Annotated in this window: 14 protein-coding genes and 1 pseudogene; 8 read left to right on the top strand and 7 right to left on the bottom strand. The window is 60.1% G+C overall.

Annotated features, from left to right (window positions below):
• Positions 1 to 40 precede the first annotated feature (40 nt).
• On the bottom strand, positions 41 to 394 hold the full coding sequence (locus ACIQU2_RS17780) for a YkgJ family cysteine cluster protein (protein WP_007947437.1): 354 nt from the start codon (positions 392 to 394) through the stop codon (positions 41 to 43).
• A gap of 147 nt (positions 395 to 541) precedes the next feature.
• On the opposite strand from ACIQU2_RS17780, the gene ACIQU2_RS17775 reads away from it, so the two are divergent.
• Positions 542 to 1855: an NAD(P)/FAD-dependent oxidoreductase gene (locus ACIQU2_RS17775; RefSeq protein ID WP_403142934.1), complete on the top strand. Its 1314-nt coding sequence runs from the start codon at positions 542 to 544 to the stop codon at positions 1853 to 1855.
• A 181-nt stretch (positions 1856 to 2036) separates the two neighbouring features.
• Here ACIQU2_RS17775 and ACIQU2_RS17770 read toward each other — a convergent pair whose 3' ends face one another.
• Entirely contained in the window at positions 2037 to 2282 is a 246-nt protein-coding gene (locus tag ACIQU2_RS17770) for a DUF1127 domain-containing protein (protein WP_347802605.1), read from the bottom strand.
• Between the two features lie 179 nt (positions 2283 to 2461).
• Between ACIQU2_RS17770 and ACIQU2_RS17765 the strand changes: the two genes are divergently transcribed.
• Positions 2462 to 3895 (top strand): PLP-dependent aminotransferase family protein, encoded by a 1434-nt coding sequence (locus ACIQU2_RS17765; RefSeq protein ID WP_403142931.1) that lies wholly within the window; start codon positions 2462 to 2464, stop codon positions 3893 to 3895.
• Positions 3896 to 3955: 60 nt separating this feature from the next.
• Positions 3956 to 5524, top strand: coding sequence for a phospholipase D family protein (locus tag ACIQU2_RS17760; protein ID WP_403142930.1), 1569 nt, complete (start codon positions 3956 to 3958; stop codon positions 5522 to 5524).
• A gap of 15 nt (positions 5525 to 5539) precedes the next feature.
• On the opposite strand, the gene ACIQU2_RS17755 is transcribed toward ACIQU2_RS17760, so the two are convergent.
• Positions 5540 to 6682, bottom strand: coding sequence for an MFS transporter (locus ACIQU2_RS17755; protein ID WP_403142927.1), 1143 nt, complete (start codon positions 6680 to 6682; stop codon positions 5540 to 5542).
• Between the two features lie 186 nt (positions 6683 to 6868).
• The gene (locus tag ACIQU2_RS17750) at positions 6869 to 8362 is read right to left on the bottom strand and encodes an aldehyde dehydrogenase (protein WP_008150178.1); all 1494 of its coding nucleotides are present in this window, start codon (positions 8360 to 8362) and stop codon (positions 6869 to 6871) included.
• Between the two features lie 238 nt (positions 8363 to 8600).
• On the opposite strand from ACIQU2_RS17750, the gene ACIQU2_RS17745 reads away from it, so the two are divergent.
• The gene (locus tag ACIQU2_RS17745) at positions 8601 to 8963 is read left to right on the top strand and encodes a cupin domain-containing protein (RefSeq protein ID WP_403142924.1); all 363 of its coding nucleotides are present in this window, start codon (positions 8601 to 8603) and stop codon (positions 8961 to 8963) included.
• A 202-nt stretch (positions 8964 to 9165) separates the two neighbouring features.
• On the opposite strand, the gene rpmG is transcribed toward ACIQU2_RS17745, so the two are convergent.
• Together rpmG and rpmB are read right to left on the bottom strand one after the other, a co-directional pair.
• Positions 9166 to 9321: a 50S ribosomal protein L33 gene (rpmG, locus tag ACIQU2_RS17740; protein ID WP_007894709.1), complete on the bottom strand. Its 156-nt coding sequence runs from the start codon at positions 9319 to 9321 to the stop codon at positions 9166 to 9168.
• Positions 9322 to 9332: 11 nt separating this feature from the next.
• Positions 9333 to 9566 carry a 50S ribosomal protein L28 gene (rpmB, locus tag ACIQU2_RS17735; RefSeq protein WP_007894701.1) on the bottom strand — a complete coding sequence of 78 codons (234 nt, stop codon included), beginning with the start codon at positions 9564 to 9566 and terminating at the stop codon, positions 9333 to 9335.
• A gap of 445 nt (positions 9567 to 10011) precedes the next feature.
• Between rpmB and ACIQU2_RS17730 the strand changes: the two genes are divergently transcribed.
• Positions 10012 to 11598 carry an ABC transporter substrate-binding protein gene (locus tag ACIQU2_RS17730; protein ID WP_403142922.1) on the top strand — a complete coding sequence of 529 codons (1587 nt, stop codon included), beginning with the start codon at positions 10012 to 10014 and terminating at the stop codon, positions 11596 to 11598.
• A 136-nt stretch (positions 11599 to 11734) separates the two neighbouring features.
• Here the strand turns inward: ACIQU2_RS17730 and radC are convergent, their stop codons facing one another.
• The gene (gene radC, locus ACIQU2_RS17725) at positions 11735 to 12409 is read right to left on the bottom strand and encodes a DNA repair protein RadC (RefSeq protein WP_347802599.1); all 675 of its coding nucleotides are present in this window, start codon (positions 12407 to 12409) and stop codon (positions 11735 to 11737) included.
• Between the two features lie 136 nt (positions 12410 to 12545).
• Between radC and coaBC the strand changes: the two genes are divergently transcribed.
• The 3 genes and pseudogenes from coaBC to ACIQU2_RS17710 all read left to right on the top strand — a co-directional run.
• The gene (coaBC, locus tag ACIQU2_RS17720) at positions 12546 to 13754 is read left to right on the top strand and encodes a bifunctional phosphopantothenoylcysteine decarboxylase/phosphopantothenate--cysteine ligase CoaBC (RefSeq protein WP_347802613.1); all 1209 of its coding nucleotides are present in this window, start codon (positions 12546 to 12548) and stop codon (positions 13752 to 13754) included.
• A gap of 5 nt (positions 13755 to 13759) precedes the next feature.
• Positions 13760 to 14215 (top strand): dUTP diphosphatase, encoded by a 456-nt coding sequence (gene dut / locus ACIQU2_RS17715; RefSeq protein WP_134420907.1) that lies wholly within the window; start codon positions 13760 to 13762, stop codon positions 14213 to 14215.
• A 322-nt stretch (positions 14216 to 14537) separates the two neighbouring features.
• Positions 14538 to 15941 (top strand): annotated as a pseudogene (locus ACIQU2_RS17710) (phosphomannomutase/phosphoglucomutase); the annotation flags it as partial.
• Between the last annotated feature and the right edge of the window lie 23 nt (positions 15942 to 15964).

Genomic DNA, 15964 nt, shown 5'->3' with positions numbered 1-15964 from the left:
GAGCGAGCTTGCTCGCGATGGCAGGCGGCTCGGTCTCCGCTTAGACGAGGACTTGTCGGGTGCTGGCCATGTACTCATGAATCTGCTTCTCCACCCGCGGATGAATCAGCTCCACCGGCCCCCGCCCATTCGGGCACGGCAAGGTCTTGGTGGTGCCGAACAACCGACAAATCAGCGGCCGCTCGTCATACACGGTGCAGCCGTTGGGTCCGAGGTGAACGCAATTGAGCTCATCCATCGCAGCGTCTTGCTCGGCGCGGGTCTTGCGGGGCAGGCGGGACATTTCTTCCGGTGAAGTGGTCACCGGCCCACAGCAGTCATGGCAGCCGGGCACGCACTCGAACGAGGGAATCTGCTGCCGAAGCGTGCGAATTTTCTGACTGTTGCAGCTCATCGAAGCGGTAACCAAAAGCGGAATAGAGCGGGATTCTGACGCAAAAGCCCCGATCCAGACAGCACCAACCGACCAGTGTTGCCCGTGCCCGAAGGTCCGGCTTATGCTCCGTCAAATTTTCTAAACACAAGAATCAGGAACACGCACATGAATGCCCGTGCTCAGCAACCTGCCCCGAACCACCAGCATCCTGCTTCTTACTACGCCGCCAGCAGCCTGCCGCAGCCCGATCATCCGGTGCTCACAGGCGATCTGGTGGCTGACGTGTGCGTGGTCGGTGGCGGGTTCTCCGGGTTGAACACGGCGCTCGAACTGGCCGAACGCGGCTTCAGTGTGATCCTGCTCGAAGCCCACAAAATCGGTTGGGGCGCCAGCGGACGCAATGGAGGGCAGTTGATTCGTGGCGTCGGCCATGGCCTCGATCAGTTTACTGACGTGGTCGGTGCGGACGGCGTGCGTCAGATGAAACTCATGGGCCTGGAAGCGGTGGAAATCGTCCGACAGCGCGTCGAGCGTTTTCAGATCCCTTGCGACCTCACGTGGGGCTATTGCGATCTGGCCAACAAACCCCGAGACCTCGAAGGTTTTGCCGAGGACGCCGAAGAGCTGCGCAGTCTCGGTTACCGTTACGAAACACGTCTGCTGCAAGCCAGTGAAATGCATTCCGTAGTGGGTTCCGACCGTTACGTCGGCGGTTTGATCGACATGGGATCAGGGCACCTGCATCCGCTGAACCTGGCATTGGGCGAAGCGGCCGCCGCGCAGCATTTGGGGGTGAAGCTGTTCGAACTATCGGCAGTCACCCGCATCGATTATGGCCCCGAGGTCAAGGTCCATACCGCCCAAGGTTCGGTCCGCGCCAAGACGCTGGTGCTGGGCTGCAACGCCTACCTCAATGAACTCAATCCCGAACTCAGCGGCAAGGTGCTGCCCGCCGGCAGCTACATCATCGCCACCGAACCCTTGAGTGAAGCGCTGGCACACTCGCTACTGCCGCAGAACATGGCGGTCTGCGATCAACGGGTGGCGCTGGACTACTACCGGCTCTCGGCGGACCGACGCTTGCTGTTTGGCGGCGCCTGCCATTATTCAGGTCGCGACCCGAAGGACATCGCCGCCTACATGCGGCCGAAGATGCTGGAGGTTTTCCCGCAACTGGCCGGGGTCAAGATCGACTATCAATGGGGCGGGATGATCGGCATCGGCGCCAACCGTTTGCCGCAGATCGGCCGGCTCAAGGATCAGCCGAATGTGTATTACGCCCAGGCTTATTCCGGTCATGGCGTGAATGCCACGCATTTGGCGGGTAAGTTGTTGGCTGAAGCGATCAGTGGGCAGCAGGGTGGTGGGTTTGATCTGTTTGCTCGGGTTCCGCACATTACCTTTCCCGGTGGGAAACATTTGCGCTCGCCGTTGTTGGCGTTGGGGATGTTGTGGCATCGGCTTAAAGAGTTGGCCTGAACTTGATTCAGCGACATGTCCGCCCTTGTAGCAGCTGACGAGCACCGCGAGGCAGCGTTCGGCGGCGAAGCCGTCGCAAATCCTGCAACCGCTCTTTCAGGCAAACCGCGGCGCCTGGTTTACGACTGCTGCGCAGTCGGACGCAGCCTTCGGCAGCTGCTACAAGGGATCGCATTTCATCTCACAGACGCCAGAACGGCTTCAAGCCCTCCTCCCGTGCCTGCTCCCGACTCAGCCCCACATCCCTCAGCTGCTCGGGCGTGAGCTCCAGCAACACCTTGCGCGTGTGCAGACGATGCCAGAACAGGCCCCAGCGACTCAGGCCGGACGGTGCGTTGCGCATCATCGCCTCGCGTGCGCCGTTGATTTGCCCTGCCGCCAGTTCCTGACTGTGTAACGTCAGCCGCACATCGCTCAAGCCGTTCATGTTGATTGCTCCTGTTTACTTGGGTAGCCAGAGCTTTCATGATGCGTGGACGGCAAAAAGCATTACAGATTCAACGAGACTGTATTAACTCCATACAGATTTTGCATTTCAGCGTCTGAATCCCCTATTTTCGACCAATCTGTACTGGTCAACCGAATCACCCACACTGAGACTGCGCCATGACCCTTTACGTCAACCTCGCCGAACTACTCGGCACACGTATCGAACAGGGCTTTTATCGCCCAGGTGACCGGCTGCCGTCGGTGCGGGCGTTGAGTGTTGAACACGGCGTCAGCCTGAGCACGGTGCAGCAGGCGTATCGCGTGCTCGAAGACAGCGGCCTGGCGACCCCCAAACCCAAGTCGGGCTACTTCGTACCAGTGGGGCGCGAACTGCCGGAGCTTCCGGCCATAGGCCGCCCGGCGCAGCGGCCGGTGGATATTTCCCAGTGGGATCAGGTGCTGGAACTCATTCGCGCCGTCCCGCGCAAAGATGTCGTGCAACTGGGTCGCGGCATGCCGGACATCACTACGCCGACCATGAAACCGCTGCTGCGCAACCTGGCGCGAATCAGCCGGCGACAGGACATGCCCGGTCTGTATTACGACAACATCTACGGCACCCTCGAACTGCGCGAACAGATTGCCCGCCTGCTGCTCGATTCCGGCTGCCAGTTGAGCGCCAACGATCTGGTGATCACCACCGGTTGTCACGAAGCGCTGTCCACCAGCATCCGCTCCATCTGCGAGCCGGGCGATATTGTCGCCGTGGATTCGCCAAGCTTTCACGGCGCCATGCAAACCCTCAAGGGCCTGGGCATGAAAGCCCTGGAAATCCCCACCGACCCGCTCACCGGGATCAGTCTCGATGCCCTCGAACTGGCCTTGGAACAATGGCCGATCAAGGCCATACAGTTGACCCCCAACTGCAACAACCCGCTGGGCTACATCATGCCGGAGTCGCGTAAACGCGCGTTGTTGACACTCGCACAGCGTTTCGACGTGGCGATCATCGAGGATGATGTGTATGGCGAACTGGCCTACACCTACCCGCGCCCGCGCACGATCAAATCCTTCGACGAGGACGGCCGCGTCCTGCTGTGCAGTTCATTTTCCAAGACCCTGGCGCCGGGGCTGCGGATCGGTTGGGTGGCGCCGGGACGGTATCTGGAACGGGTGCTGCACATGAAATACATCAGCACCGGTTCTACGGCGCCGCAACCGCAGATCGCGATTGCCGAATTTCTCAAGGCCGGGCACTTCGAACCGCATTTGCGGCGGATGCGCACCCAATACCAACGCAATCGCGACGTGATGATCGATTGGGTCACGCGTTACTTCCCGGCCGGCACCCGCGCCAGCCGACCACAAGGCAGCTTCATGTTGTGGGTCGAGCTGCCGGAGGGCTTCGATACCCTGAAACTGAATCGTGCGCTGCATGATCAAGGCGTACAGATTGCCGTTGGCAGTATCTTTTCCGCCTCGGGCAAATACCGCAATTGCCTGCGGATGAACTACGCTGCCAAGCCAACACCGCAAATTGAAGAAGCGGTGCGCAAGGTCGGCGCCGCAGCGATCCAACTGCTCGCGGAAACCGACTGCATCACCGACTGACCTTTCTCGGGAATCCAGCGTCCATATGCCGACACCTGCCGCCAATCGGAACGATCCCACGTGAGAGTCAGACAGCCCCTGCTCGCTCTTCTGTTACTCGCCTCGTTCCTCGGCGGCTGTGCGACGTTCAACGTTTCGCGCGAACCGAGCCAGGCGCTGCCCGCCAGTGACTCGGCGTTCGGTCGCTCGATTCAGGCTCAGGCTGCCCCCCACGAAGGGAAATCCGGCTTCCGCCTGCTCTCCGACAGCACCGAAGCCTTCACGGCCCGCGCAGAGCTGATCCGCAACGCCCAAAGCAGCCTGGATTTGCAGTACTACATCGTTCACGACGGCATCAGCACGCGGATGCTGGTGGATGAACTGTTCAAGGCTGCTGATCGCGGGGTGCGCGTGCGCATTCTGCTCGACGACACCGCCAGCGATGGCCTGGACCGCATCATCGCCACGCTGGCGGCACATCCGCAGATCCAGATCCGTGTGTTCAACCCATTGCACCTGGGCCGCAGCACCGGCGTGACACGAGCGGTGGGACGGTTGCTCAACCTGTCGCAGCAACACCGGCGCATGCACAACAAGCTGTGGCTGGCCGACAACAGCATGGCCATCGTCGGTGGACGCAATCTGGGGGATGAGTACTTCGATGCTGAACCCAACCTGAACTTCACTGACATCGACATGCTCGGTGTCGGTCCGGTCGCCGAACAACTGGGGCACAGTTTCGACCAATACTGGAACAGTGCGCTGAGCAAGCCTATCGACCAGTTCCTCTCGAGCAAACCGACGGCCAGGGACCTGGAAAACACCCGGACCCGACTGGAAGAATCGCTTGAGGAAACGCGCAAACAGAATCACGCGCTCTATCAGCAGTTGATGACCTACACCACTCACCCGCGCCTGGCAATCTGGCGTCGGGAGTTGATCTGGGCCTGGAACCAGGCACTGTGGGACGCGCCGAGCAAGGTGCTGGCCGACGGCGAGCCCGACCCGCAGTTGCTGCTGACCACGCAGTTGGCGCCCGAGCTCAATGGCGTCAGCAAAGAGCTGATCATGGTTTCGGCCTACTTCGTACCCGGCCAGCCGGGGCTGGTTTACTTGACTGGCCGCGCCGATGCCGGAGTGTCGGTGAAGATGCTGACCAACTCACTGGAAGCCACTGACGTGCCGGCGGTGCATGGCGGTTACGCGCCGTATCGCAAGGCATTGCTGGAGCATGGCGTGCAGCTGTTCGAATTGCGTCGCCAGCCCGGCGAAGGCGGCGGTAGCGGCCCGCATGTCTTTTACAGCAAGTCTTACCGCGGCTCCGATTCCAGCCTGCACAGCAAGGCAATCATTTTCGACCAACAGAAGTCTTTCATCGGCTCGTTCAATTTCGACCCACGCTCAGTGCTGTGGAACACCGAAGTCGGGGTGCTGGTGGACAGCCCGGAACTCGCCGCGCGCGTGCGTGAACTGGCGTTCCAAGGCATGGCGCCGGCCCTGAGTTATCAGGCCAAGCTTGAGAATGGCCAGATTGTCTGGGTCACTGAAGATGACGGCAAATTGCACACCCTGACCAAGGAACCCGGGAGCTGGTGGCGGCGCTTCAATGCGTGGATGAGCACCGCCGTCGGCCTGGAGCGGATGCTGTAGCTTGAATCTTTTGATCTATGCGGGTTGCACCGCACCAAACGCGCCTTGGCGCGACAGCAGAATAACCAACCCCAGCGCACCGGCCGCCATCAGCAGTGGCAACGCATGCCCGCTGATCCACTGACTGCCGGCACCGGCCGCCAGCGGTCCGACCAGGCAACCGATCCCCCACAGCTGCGCGATATGCGCATTGGCGCGCACCAGTGCATCGTCGCGATAGCGCTCGCCGATCAGGATCAGTGACAAGGTGAACAAGCCACCGGCACTGGCACCGAACAACACCCACAACGGCCAGATCAGCAACGTATCGATCAACAACGGGATGGCCAGGCTCGATATCAGCAGTACCACCGCACACCCGGTGAACAACGTACGTCGCGACAAGCGATCAGCCAGTGCGCCAATCGGCAATTGCAGCAAGGCATCACCCACCACCACCGTGCTGACCATCGCCAACGCAATGTCCGTCGTAAAGCCCTGACGCAGGCAATAAACCGGCAACAAAGTCAGGATCATCGCTTCGAACGCTGCGAACAGCGACACCGCCCAGGCAATCGCCGGCAGGCCACGGCAGAAGGCCAGCAAGTCACCGAAGGTCACGCTGCTGGCTTCGCTGGAGGGCGCGCCGCTGCGGCCCAGCAACAGGAACGGTGCCGCCGTCAGCAAGCCGACGCCGACCCAGAATCCGTAATCGTGTTCGGTGCCCACAACGCCAAGCAGCAACGGCCCGGCCAGCTGACTCAGCGCATAGCTGCTGCCATACAGCGCCACCAATCGCCCGCGCCATTGTTCGACCACCAGCTGGTTGATCCAGCTTTCGCCGAGAATGAAGACGAGGGTCAGGATCACCCCGATCATCAACCGCAGTACCAGCCAGATCGGATAACTCGGCAACAGCGCCAGCAAACCGATGGACAAAGCCCCGGCCCACAGGCACAAACGCATCAGATTGGCCGTGCCCAGACGCGCGGCCAGATGGCTGGAGATCTTTGCCCCCAGCAATACGCCAATAGCGGGCATCGCTGCCATCACACCGATGGCGAACGAGCCATAACCCCAGCCTTCCAGGCGAAACGACACCAACGGCATGCTGACGCCCAGCGCCAGGCCGACACTCAAGACAGACGCCAACACGGCGAAATAAGTCGCCCAACGCATTTTCCACGCTCCTGTGGATACTATTTTTTCAGACTGCACAAAACACTGTGGGAGCGAGCTTGCTCGCGATGGCAGTTTCACATTCAACATTGACGTCGACTGTCAGACCGCTATCGCGAGCAAGCTCGCTCCCACAGGGGATCTTCGTTGTGCTTGGCCCCGGATATGACCGGGGCCGCTACAAATTTACAACTTGATCCAGGTCGCCTTCAGCTCGGTGTACTTGTCGAACGCATGCAGCGACTTGTCGCGACCGTTGCCGGACTGCTTGAAGCCACCGAACGGGGCCGTCATGTCGCCGCCGTCATACTGGTTGACCCACACGCTACCAGCGCGCAGTGCCTTGGCAGTCAGATGGGCCTTGGAAATGTCCTTGGTCCACACCGCTGCGGCCAAGCCGTAAGGGGTGTCGTTGGCAATCGCAATGGCTTCTTCGGCGGTATCGAAAGTGATCACCGACAGCACTGGGCCGAAGATTTCTTCCTGAGCGATTTTCATCGCGTTGCTGACGCCGTCGAAAATCGTCGGCTCAACGTAGGTGCCACCGGTTTCCTGAAGAATGCGCTTTCCGCCCGCCACCAGTTTGGCGCCGTCGGTGTGGCCGGATTCGATGTAGGACAGCACGGTGTTCATCTGCTGGGTATCCACCAGCGCGCCGACGTTGGTCGCCGGGTCCAGCGGGTTGCCCGGTTTCCAGGTTTTGAGGGCCTCGATCACCAGCGGCAGGAATTTATCCTTGATCGAACGCTCCACCAACAGACGCGAGCCGGCAGTGCAAACTTCGCCCTGGTTGAAGGCGATGGCGCCGGCAGCCGATTCAGCGGCAGCTTGCAGGTCCGGCGCATCGGCGAACACGATGTTCGGGCTTTTGCCGCCGGCTTCGAGCCAGACGCGTTTCATGTTCGATTCGCCGGAGTAGATCAGCAATTGCTTGGCGATTTTGGTCGAACCGGTGAACACCAGGGTGTCCACATCATTGTGCAGGGCCAGGGCCTTGCCGACGGTGTGACCGTAACCTGGCAGGACGTTCAACACACCTTTCGGGATGCCGGCCTCAACGGCCAGCGCAGCGATGCGGATAGCGGTCAACGGGGATTTTTCGGATGGCTTGAGGATCACCGAGTTACCGGTGGACAGCGCCGGGCCGAGTTTCCAGCACGCCATCATCAACGGGAAGTTCCACGGCACGATCGCGCCGACTACGCCGACTGGTTCGCGGGTCACCAGACCCAGCTGGTCATGGGGAGTCGCGGCCACTTCGTCGTAGATCTTGTCGATGGCTTCACCGCTCCAGCTCAGGGCTTGCGCCGCGCCTGGAACGTCGATGTACAGGGAATCGCTGATCGGCTTGCCCATGTCCAGGGTTTCAAGCAGGGCCAGCTCTTCGGCGTGCTGTTTCAGCAGGCCGGCGAAACGGATCATGGTGGCTTTACGTTTGGTCGGCGCCAGGCGCGACCAGACGCCGGAATTGAAAGTGGCGCGGGCGTTTTCAACAGCGCGCTGGGCGTCGGCGGCGTCACAGCTGGCAATCTTGCCCAGCAGACGACCATCGACCGGGCTGATGCACTCGAAGGTCTCGGCGGAGACAGCATCGGTGTATTCGCCATTGATGTAGGCGCGGCCTTCGATCTTCAGATCGCGAGCCCGTTGTTCCCAATCGGCACGAGTCAGGGTGGTCATACGAGTGTCCTCCTCTTGTTGAATACGAGCGCCCCGCGGTCTTCGCGGGCGTCCTCAGGAATTCTGCCCGGCCAGCCTGCTTTTTCGGCCCAAGGCAACCGCCACCCTAAACCAGTGGCCGGGGTTGTTTCAATATATTTGACACAAGGTCGGCAAACGGCCTTGCGGTGTTCATTTTAATAAACATAGACTTTGGACTTTCCAACCACTCGCGCCGCAATCACGGGGGATTACAACAATGAGCATCCAGGACATCGTCGACTTCAGCCAGACCACTACCCAGCCCGATCGCTATCGGCCGGACCCGGCGAAAGTCCTCAAGGGCGACCCTGAACAAGCAGTGTACAACCACTACAACAGTCCTTGCGGCCAGATGAGCGCCGGTGTGTGGGAAGGCGAAGTCGGCCAGTGGCATGTGAACTACACCGAGCATGAATACTGCGAAATCGTTCAGGGCGTTTCAGTGCTGCGCGACAACGAAGGCAACGGCAAGACCCTGCGCGTGGGCGATCGCTTCGTGATCCCGGCCGGGTTCAGAGGCACCTGGGAGGTGCTGGAGCCGTGCCGCAAGATCTATGTGGTGTTTGAACAGAAAGCCTGAAGATTTTTGCTGTCTGGGCCGCCCTCATCGCGAGCAAGCTCGCTCCCACAGGGGAGTTGTGTCGATCACAAAACCTGTGGGAGCGAGCTTGCTCCGGGCGGCGTTCCGACGATGGGGCCCTGAAGAGCAACACAAAACCACAGGCAACAAAAAAGGCCCGTATCTCGCGATACGGGCCTTTTTCGTAAGAGGGAAAAATCAATTACTTGATTTTGCCTTCTTTGTAGATCACGTGCTTGCGAACAACCGGATCAAATTTCTTGATCTCGATTTTGTCCGGAGTAGTGCGCTTGTTCTTGTCGGTAGTGTAGAAGTGACCAGTACCGGCGCTCGAAATCAAACGAATCAATTCACGCATGATTAGCTCCCTTAGATCTTGCCAGCTTTGCGGATTTCGGCCAGCACGACAGTGATGCCACGCTTGTCGATGATACGCATGCCTTTGGCAGATACGCGCAGACGCACGAAACGTTTCTCTTCTTCAACCCAGAAGCGGTGATGCTGCAGGTTCGGCAGGAAACGACGACGGGTTTTGTTGTTTGCGTGGGAAATGTTATTCCCAGTCACCGGACCCTTACCGGTAACTTGACATACTCTCGACATGCCTCAGCCCTCTAAAACCACATGCCCAACCCGGCATGGGTTGGCCGCTTAATCTCTCAGTCATTTGGCGCCAGGCGCCGCGTTTCTTTAGAGGTCTTACCGGCTACACCTACAGTGAAGGAACCGGGCCCCTAGAAAAGAGCGCTGCTTTATACCAGAAAGACTGGAGAGCAACAACATTCCGTGTGCGCGGACTTGATAAATTTCCCATTTTTCGGGCGCCGGGCGCCTTGGATAAAGGCTGTGGTCGATTAAGACCGCTCGTCGCAGAGAATCGGCCAACCGACCAATTCTGGGTTTTCCTCGGCCCGCATCACCGAAAACAAGCGCACATAGTCCCCCTAAAATGAAAAAGGGGATAGTCATTTGCAAAAGAGCCCACTAGGGTAAGCCTTTTCCAGACTGCACTTGCAGATGGGCCTTCGATCTGTAAAGGAATCCGACCATGCGCCTCGCTGCCCTACCGCTGTTGCTCGCCCCTCTTCTGCTGAGCCCATTGGCCCATGCCGCCGCTCTGAGCGTTTGCACTGAGGCAAGCCCGGAAGGCTTCGACGTGGTGCAATACAACTCGCTGACCACCACCAACGCCTCGGCCGACGTGCTGATGAACCGTCTGGTGGACTTCGATACCGCCAGCGGCAAAGTGGTCGCCAGCCTCGCCGACAGCTGGGAAGTCACGCCCGACGGCCTGACCTATGTCTTCAAATTGCACCCGCAGGTGAAATTCCACCGTACCGAGTACTTCAGCCCGTCGCGCGACATGACCGCCGAAGACGTGAAGTTCAGCTTCGACCGCATGCTCGACCCGGCAAACCCTTGGCACAAAGTCGCCCAAAGCGGCTTCCCACACGCCCAGTCGATGCAACTGCCGGCGCTGATCAAGAAGATCGATGCGCTCGACCCGATGACCGTGCGCTTCACCCTCGACCACCCGGACTCGACCTTCCTCCCGACGCTGAGCATGGGCTTCGCCTCGATCTACTCCGCTGAATACGCCGACAAACTGCAGAAGGCCGGCACTCCGGAAAAGCTCAACAGCCAGCCAATCGGCAGCGGGCCGTTCATCTTCACGCGCTTCCAGAAAGACGCCTCGATTCGCTACAAGGCCAACGCTGATTACTTCCGCGGCAAGCCGTCGGTAGATCCGCTGATCTTCGCGATCACGCCGGACGCCAACGTGCGTTTGCAGAAATTGCGCCGCAACGAGTGCCAGATCGCCCTGTCGCCCAAGCCTCTGGACGTACAGGCAGCGCTGAAAGAACCGACCCTGAAAGTGGAAAAGACTGACGCCTTCATGACCGCGTTCGTCGGCATCAACAGCCAGCATCCGCCGCTGGACAAGCCTGAAGTGCGCCAGGCGATCAACCTCGCGTTCGACAAGGCCAACTACGTCAAAGCCGTGTTCGAAGACACCGCCGAACCTGCCAACGGTCCATACCCGCCGAACACCTGGAGCTATGCCAAAGGCCTGCCGGGTTATCCGCATGACGTCGAAAAAGCCAAAGCACTCATGGCGAAGGCCGGGCTCAAGGACGGTTTCCAGACCACCATCTGGACCCGACCTTCCGGCAGTCTGCTCAACCCGAACCCGAGCCTCAGCGCTCAAATGCTGCAATCGGACCTCGCGGAAATCGGCATTCAGGCCGAGATTCGCGTGATCGAATGGGGCGAGCTGATTCGCCGCGCCAAGGCCGGTGAACACGACCTGTTGTTCATGGGCTGGGCCGGCGACAACGGCGACCCGGACAACTTCCTCACGCCGCAGTTTTCCTGCGCCGCGGTCAAATCCGGCACCAACTTCGCACGCTACTGCAACCAGGACCTGGACAAGCTGATCAGCGCCGGCAAGACCACCGGCGAGCAAGGTGTGCGTACCAAGCTCTACGAACAGGCCCAGGCACAGATCCAGCAGCAGGCGCTGTGGCTGCCGCTGGCCCACCCGACCGCCTTCGCGCTGACGCGCAAGGACGTCGAAGGTTACTCGGTCATCCCGTTTGGTCGTCAGGATTACTCGAAGGTCAACCTCAAGTAGTCGGACCCGACACAAAACCTGTGGGAGCGAGCTTGCTCGCGATAGCGCCGTGTCAGTCACCCTATTCAGTGACTGAAGGGACGCTATCGCGAGCAAGCTCGCTCCCACAAGGGACTCAGTTAGTTCCGGTACCCAGTCACATCCACCCGTACTCGGCCATGGACAGCGGATCGCCGTCACCGATGATGAAATGGTCGAGCACCCGCACATCGATCAGGTCCAGCGCCTCTTGCAGGCGCTTGGTCAGCACTCGGTCGGCTTGACTGGGATTGGTATTACCCGACGGATGGTTATGGCAGAGGATCAACGCTGCGGCGTTGTGGGCCAGCGCGCGTTTAACCACTTGTCTCGGATAGACACTAGTGCTGTCGATGGAGCCGCGAAACAGCACTTCAAAAGTCAGCACTTGATGCCTGGAATCCAAAAACAGACAGCCGAACACCTCGTGAGGCTCGTGGCGCAGCATCGACTTCAGGTAATCACGAACCGCCTGCGGATTCTCCAATGCCGATTTTTGGCGCGCACGTTCGGCCAAATGCCGCCGGCTCATTTCCTGGACCGCTTGCAACTGAGCGAATTTCGCCGGCCCGAGCCCCAACTGCCTGCTGAATGCTGCTTGATCGGCCTCGAGCAGCGAGCGCAGGCTGCCAAACTGATTCAACAGGTGTCGCGCCAGATCTACCGCGCTTTTACCCGACACGCCCGTTCGTAAAAAAATCGCCAGCAGTTCGGCGTCTGAAAGGCTCCCCGAGCCCAACTCAAGCAACCTCTCCCGCGGCCGTTCCGCCGCTGGCCAATCGCGAATACTCATAGCACCTCCCTGCTCTGTGGGCGCCGCTGTTCCGTAGCGGTCGCTGTGATATCGTAGCCCATCTTTTTTGCGAGCGATTTCACTCCTGGGGAGGGGGTATCGCCACGCAGTCATCAACGAAATGAAAGGCAGACCTATGCAGCGGCTGTATCGGAAACGCATCGTTCTGGGCGTCGGCGGCGGTATTGCTGCCTACAAGAGCGCTGACCTGGTTCGCCGCCTGATCGACCAGGGCGCCGAAGTGCGCGTGGTCATGACCCGCGGCGGCAGCGAGTTCATCACACCGTTGACCATGCAGGCCTTGTCCGGGCATCCGGTCCACCTCGATCTGCTCGACCCGGAGGCCGAAGCTGCCATGGGCCACATCGAGCTGGCCAAATGGGCCGACCTGGTGCTGATCGCCCCCGCCACTGCGGACCTTATTGCCCGCCTGGCCCAAGGCATTGCCGACGACCTGCTGACCACGCTGGTGCTGGCCACCGACGCCGTGGTCGCCGTTGCCCCGGCGATGAACCAGGCCATGTGGCGCGACCCGGCCACCCAGGCCAACCTGCAAACCCTCGAAAGCCGTGGCCTGAAAACCTTCGGCCCGGCCTCCGGCAGCCAGGCCTGCGGCGATGTCGGCATGGGCCGCATGCTCGAAGCCACCGACCTCGCCCAGTGCGCGGCGGACTGCTTCCAGCGTCAGGCGCTGACCGGCAAACACGTGCTGATCACCGCTGGCCCGACCCAGGAAAACATCGACCCGGTGCGCTACATCACCAACCACAGCTCCGGAAAAATGGGCTTTGCCCTGGCCGAAGCCGCGGTAGAAGCCGGTGCCCGCGTGACGCTGATCACCGGTCCGGTGCACCTGCCAACGCCAGATCGCGTCACCCGCATCGACGTGGTCAGCGCCCGCGACATGCTCGCCGCCTGTGAAGCCGCGATCCCTTGCGATCTGTTCATCGCTTCTGCGGCAGTCGCGGACTACCGCCCGGAAGTCGTCGCCCCACAGAAACTCAAGAAAGACCCTACGAACGGCGACGGCTTGTTGCTACAGATGGTGCGTAACCCGGACATTCTGGCCACCATCGCCACCCGCCCTGACCGACCGTTCAGTGTCGGTTTCGCCGCTGAAACCGAACACCTGCTCGATTACGCTGCCCGCAAGTTGAAAGACAAGAACCTCGATTTGATCGTCGCCAACGACGTCGCAAACCCGAGCATTGGCTTCAACAGCGAAGAAAACGCCTGCAGCGTGATCGACCGCCAGCTACACGCCACACTTTTCGCCCAGACCAGCAAGAGCAAGATTGCCCGCCAGCTGATCACTTTTATCTCCGAACGTCTGAACCAGGTTTAATTTACATGCACGCTTTGCAAGCCAAGATCCTCGACCCTCGCATCGGTACCGACTTCCCGCTGCCGCAGTACGCCACGCCAGGCTCCGCCGGCCTCGACCTGCGCGCCATGCTGGAAAAAGACACCGTCATCAAGCCGGGCGAAACCCTGCTGATTCCTACCGGCCTGTCGGTGTACATCGGTGATCCAGGCCTGGCGGCGCTGATTCTGCCGCGCTCGGGCCTGGGTCATAAGCACGGCATCGTGCTGGGCAACCTGGTCGGCCTGATCGACTCCGATTATCAAGGCCCGCTGATGGTGTCGTGCTGGAACCGTGGCCAGACCGACTTCAACATGGTGGTGGGCGAGCGTTTGGCCCAGCTGGTTTTGGTGCCGGTCGTTCAAGCGCACTTCGAGATGGTCGAAGAGTTCGTTGAAACCGAACGCGGCGCCGGCGGTTTCGGGCATTCTGGTAGCCATTGATCCGCTGAAGCCCTCCCTGTAGGAGCTGCCGAAGGCTGCGATCTTTTGATTTTCGATTTTAAGATCAAAAGATCGCAGCCTTCGGCAGCTCCTACAGGGAAAGCGGGAGCAAGTGCGCTGGATGATGAAAATTGCACTAGCCTCATCTGGAAGGTTTACCGCCCAAAATCAAGGCATTGGCCAGCCAATCGCTCGCTAATGTTGGGGTCATGGCCTTTACACACCACGAACTCTCAGTGGAAAACGCCGTCATACCCTTCAGTTTGAGCCTGCCGACGAGTTCTTCGCAGCAGGTCCAGCCACCCTTCGAGATGGAGCATTTCCAGTAATGAGCAGCCCAGCCCAAGTCGCACCCAAGTTCCCCGACAGCATCTTCCGCGCCTACGATATTCGCGGCACCGTCCCGGAATTCTTGAACGCTGAAACCGCTTATTGGCTCGGTCGCGCCATCGGCTCCCAGAGCCTGGCCCAGGACGAACCGAACGTTTCCGTTGGCCGTGACGGTCGCCTCTCCGGCCCGGAATTGGTGGAGCAACTGATCAAAGGCCTCGCCGACAGCGGTTGCCACGTCAGCGACGTCGGCCTGGTGCCAACACCAGCGCTGTACTACGCCGCCAACGTGCTGGAAGGCAAATCCGGCGTCATGCTCACCGGCAGTCACAACCCGTCGAACTACAACGGCTTCAAGATCGTCATCGCTGGCGACACCTTGGCCAACGAACAGATCCAGGCCCTGCACGAACGCCTCAAGACCAACAACCTGAGCAGCGGCAAGGGCAGCGTCACCCAGGTCGAAATCCTCGACCGCTACAACACCGAAATCGTCCAGGACATCAAACTGGCTCGTCGCCTCAAAGTCGTGGTCGACTGCGGTAACGGCGCGGCCGGCGTGATCGCCCCGCAACTGATCGAAGCCCTGAACTGCGAAGTCATCCCGCTGTTCTGCGACGTCGACGGCAACTTCCCGAATCACCACCCGGACCCGGGCAAGCCTGAAAACCTCGTGGACCTGATCGCCAAGGTCAAGGAAACCAACGCTGACCTGGGCCTGGCCTTCGACGGAGATGGCGACCGCGTCGGCGTGGTGACGAACACCGGCAGCATCGTCTTCCCGGACCGCCTGCTGATGCTGTTCGCCCGCGACGTGCTGGCGCGCAACGCTGACGCGGAAATCATCTTCGACGTCAAATGCACCCGACGCCTGACGCCATTGATCAAGGAATACGGCGGTCGCCCGCTAATGTGGAAGACCGGTCACTCGTTGATCAAAAAGAAAATGAAACAAACCGGCGCCCTGCTGGCCGGCGAAATGAGCGGCCACATCTTCTTCAAGGAGCGCTGGTTCGGTTTCGACGACGGCATTTACAGCGCCGCTCGTCTGCTGGAGATCCTCAGCAAAGAAAAATCCACCGCGGAAGAGCTGTTTGCGACCTTCCCGAACGATATTTCTACGCCGGAAATCAATATCCATGTGACCGAAGAGAGCAAATTCAGCATCATTGATGCTCTGCACGACGCGAAGTGGGGCGAAGGCGCCGACCTGACCACCATTGACGGCGTGCGAGTCGACTACGCCAAAGGCTGGGGCCTGGTGCGCGCGTCCAACACCACACCGGTGCTGGTGCTGCGCTTCGAGGCCGATGACGAGGCGGAATTGCAGCGCATCAAGGACGTATTCAAAGTCCAGTTGAAGCGTGTTGCACCTGATCTCCAATTACCGTTTTGATCTTCTGAAGCACCCGGAGCCCT

Origin of the sequence: Pseudomonas sp. NPDC098740, assembly GCF_044760065.1 — a bacterium.
Lineage (GTDB): Bacteria > Pseudomonadota > Gammaproteobacteria > Pseudomonadales > Pseudomonadaceae > Aquipseudomonas > Aquipseudomonas rossensis.
The sequence above is the reverse complement of the archived record's forward strand: the minus strand, read 5'-3'. Positions and strand labels throughout refer to the sequence as shown.

Coding starts and splice junctions, on each gene's coding strand:
- ACIQU2_RS17780 (WP_007947437.1), bottom strand. CDS start 394: ATGAGCTGCAACAGTCAGAAAATTCGCACGCTTCGGCAGCAGATTCCC.
- ACIQU2_RS17775 (WP_403142934.1), top strand. CDS start 542: ATGAATGCCCGTGCTCAGCAACCTGCCCCGAACCACCAGCATCCTGCT.
- ACIQU2_RS17770 (WP_347802605.1), bottom strand. CDS start 2,282: ATGAACGGCTTGAGCGATGTGCGGCTGACGTTACACAGTCAGGAACTG.
- ACIQU2_RS17765 (WP_403142931.1), top strand. CDS start 2,462: ATGACCCTTTACGTCAACCTCGCCGAACTACTCGGCACACGTATCGAA.
- ACIQU2_RS17755 (WP_403142927.1), bottom strand. CDS start 6,682: ATGCGTTGGGCGACTTATTTCGCCGTGTTGGCGTCTGTCTTGAGTGTC.
- ACIQU2_RS17750 (WP_008150178.1), bottom strand. CDS start 8,362: ATGACCACCCTGACTCGTGCCGATTGGGAACAACGGGCTCGCGATCTG.
- ACIQU2_RS17745 (WP_403142924.1), top strand. CDS start 8,601: ATGAGCATCCAGGACATCGTCGACTTCAGCCAGACCACTACCCAGCCC.
- rpmG (WP_007894709.1), bottom strand. CDS start 9,321: ATGCGTGAATTGATTCGTTTGATTTCGAGCGCCGGTACTGGTCACTTC.
- rpmB (WP_007894701.1), bottom strand. CDS start 9,566: ATGTCGAGAGTATGTCAAGTTACCGGTAAGGGTCCGGTGACTGGGAAT.
- ACIQU2_RS17730 (WP_403142922.1), top strand. CDS start 10,012: ATGCGCCTCGCTGCCCTACCGCTGTTGCTCGCCCCTCTTCTGCTGAGC.
- radC (WP_347802599.1), bottom strand. CDS start 12,409: ATGAGTATTCGCGATTGGCCAGCGGCGGAACGGCCGCGGGAGAGGTTG.
- coaBC (WP_347802613.1), top strand. CDS start 12,546: ATGCAGCGGCTGTATCGGAAACGCATCGTTCTGGGCGTCGGCGGCGGT.
- dut (WP_134420907.1), top strand. CDS start 13,760: ATGCACGCTTTGCAAGCCAAGATCCTCGACCCTCGCATCGGTACCGAC.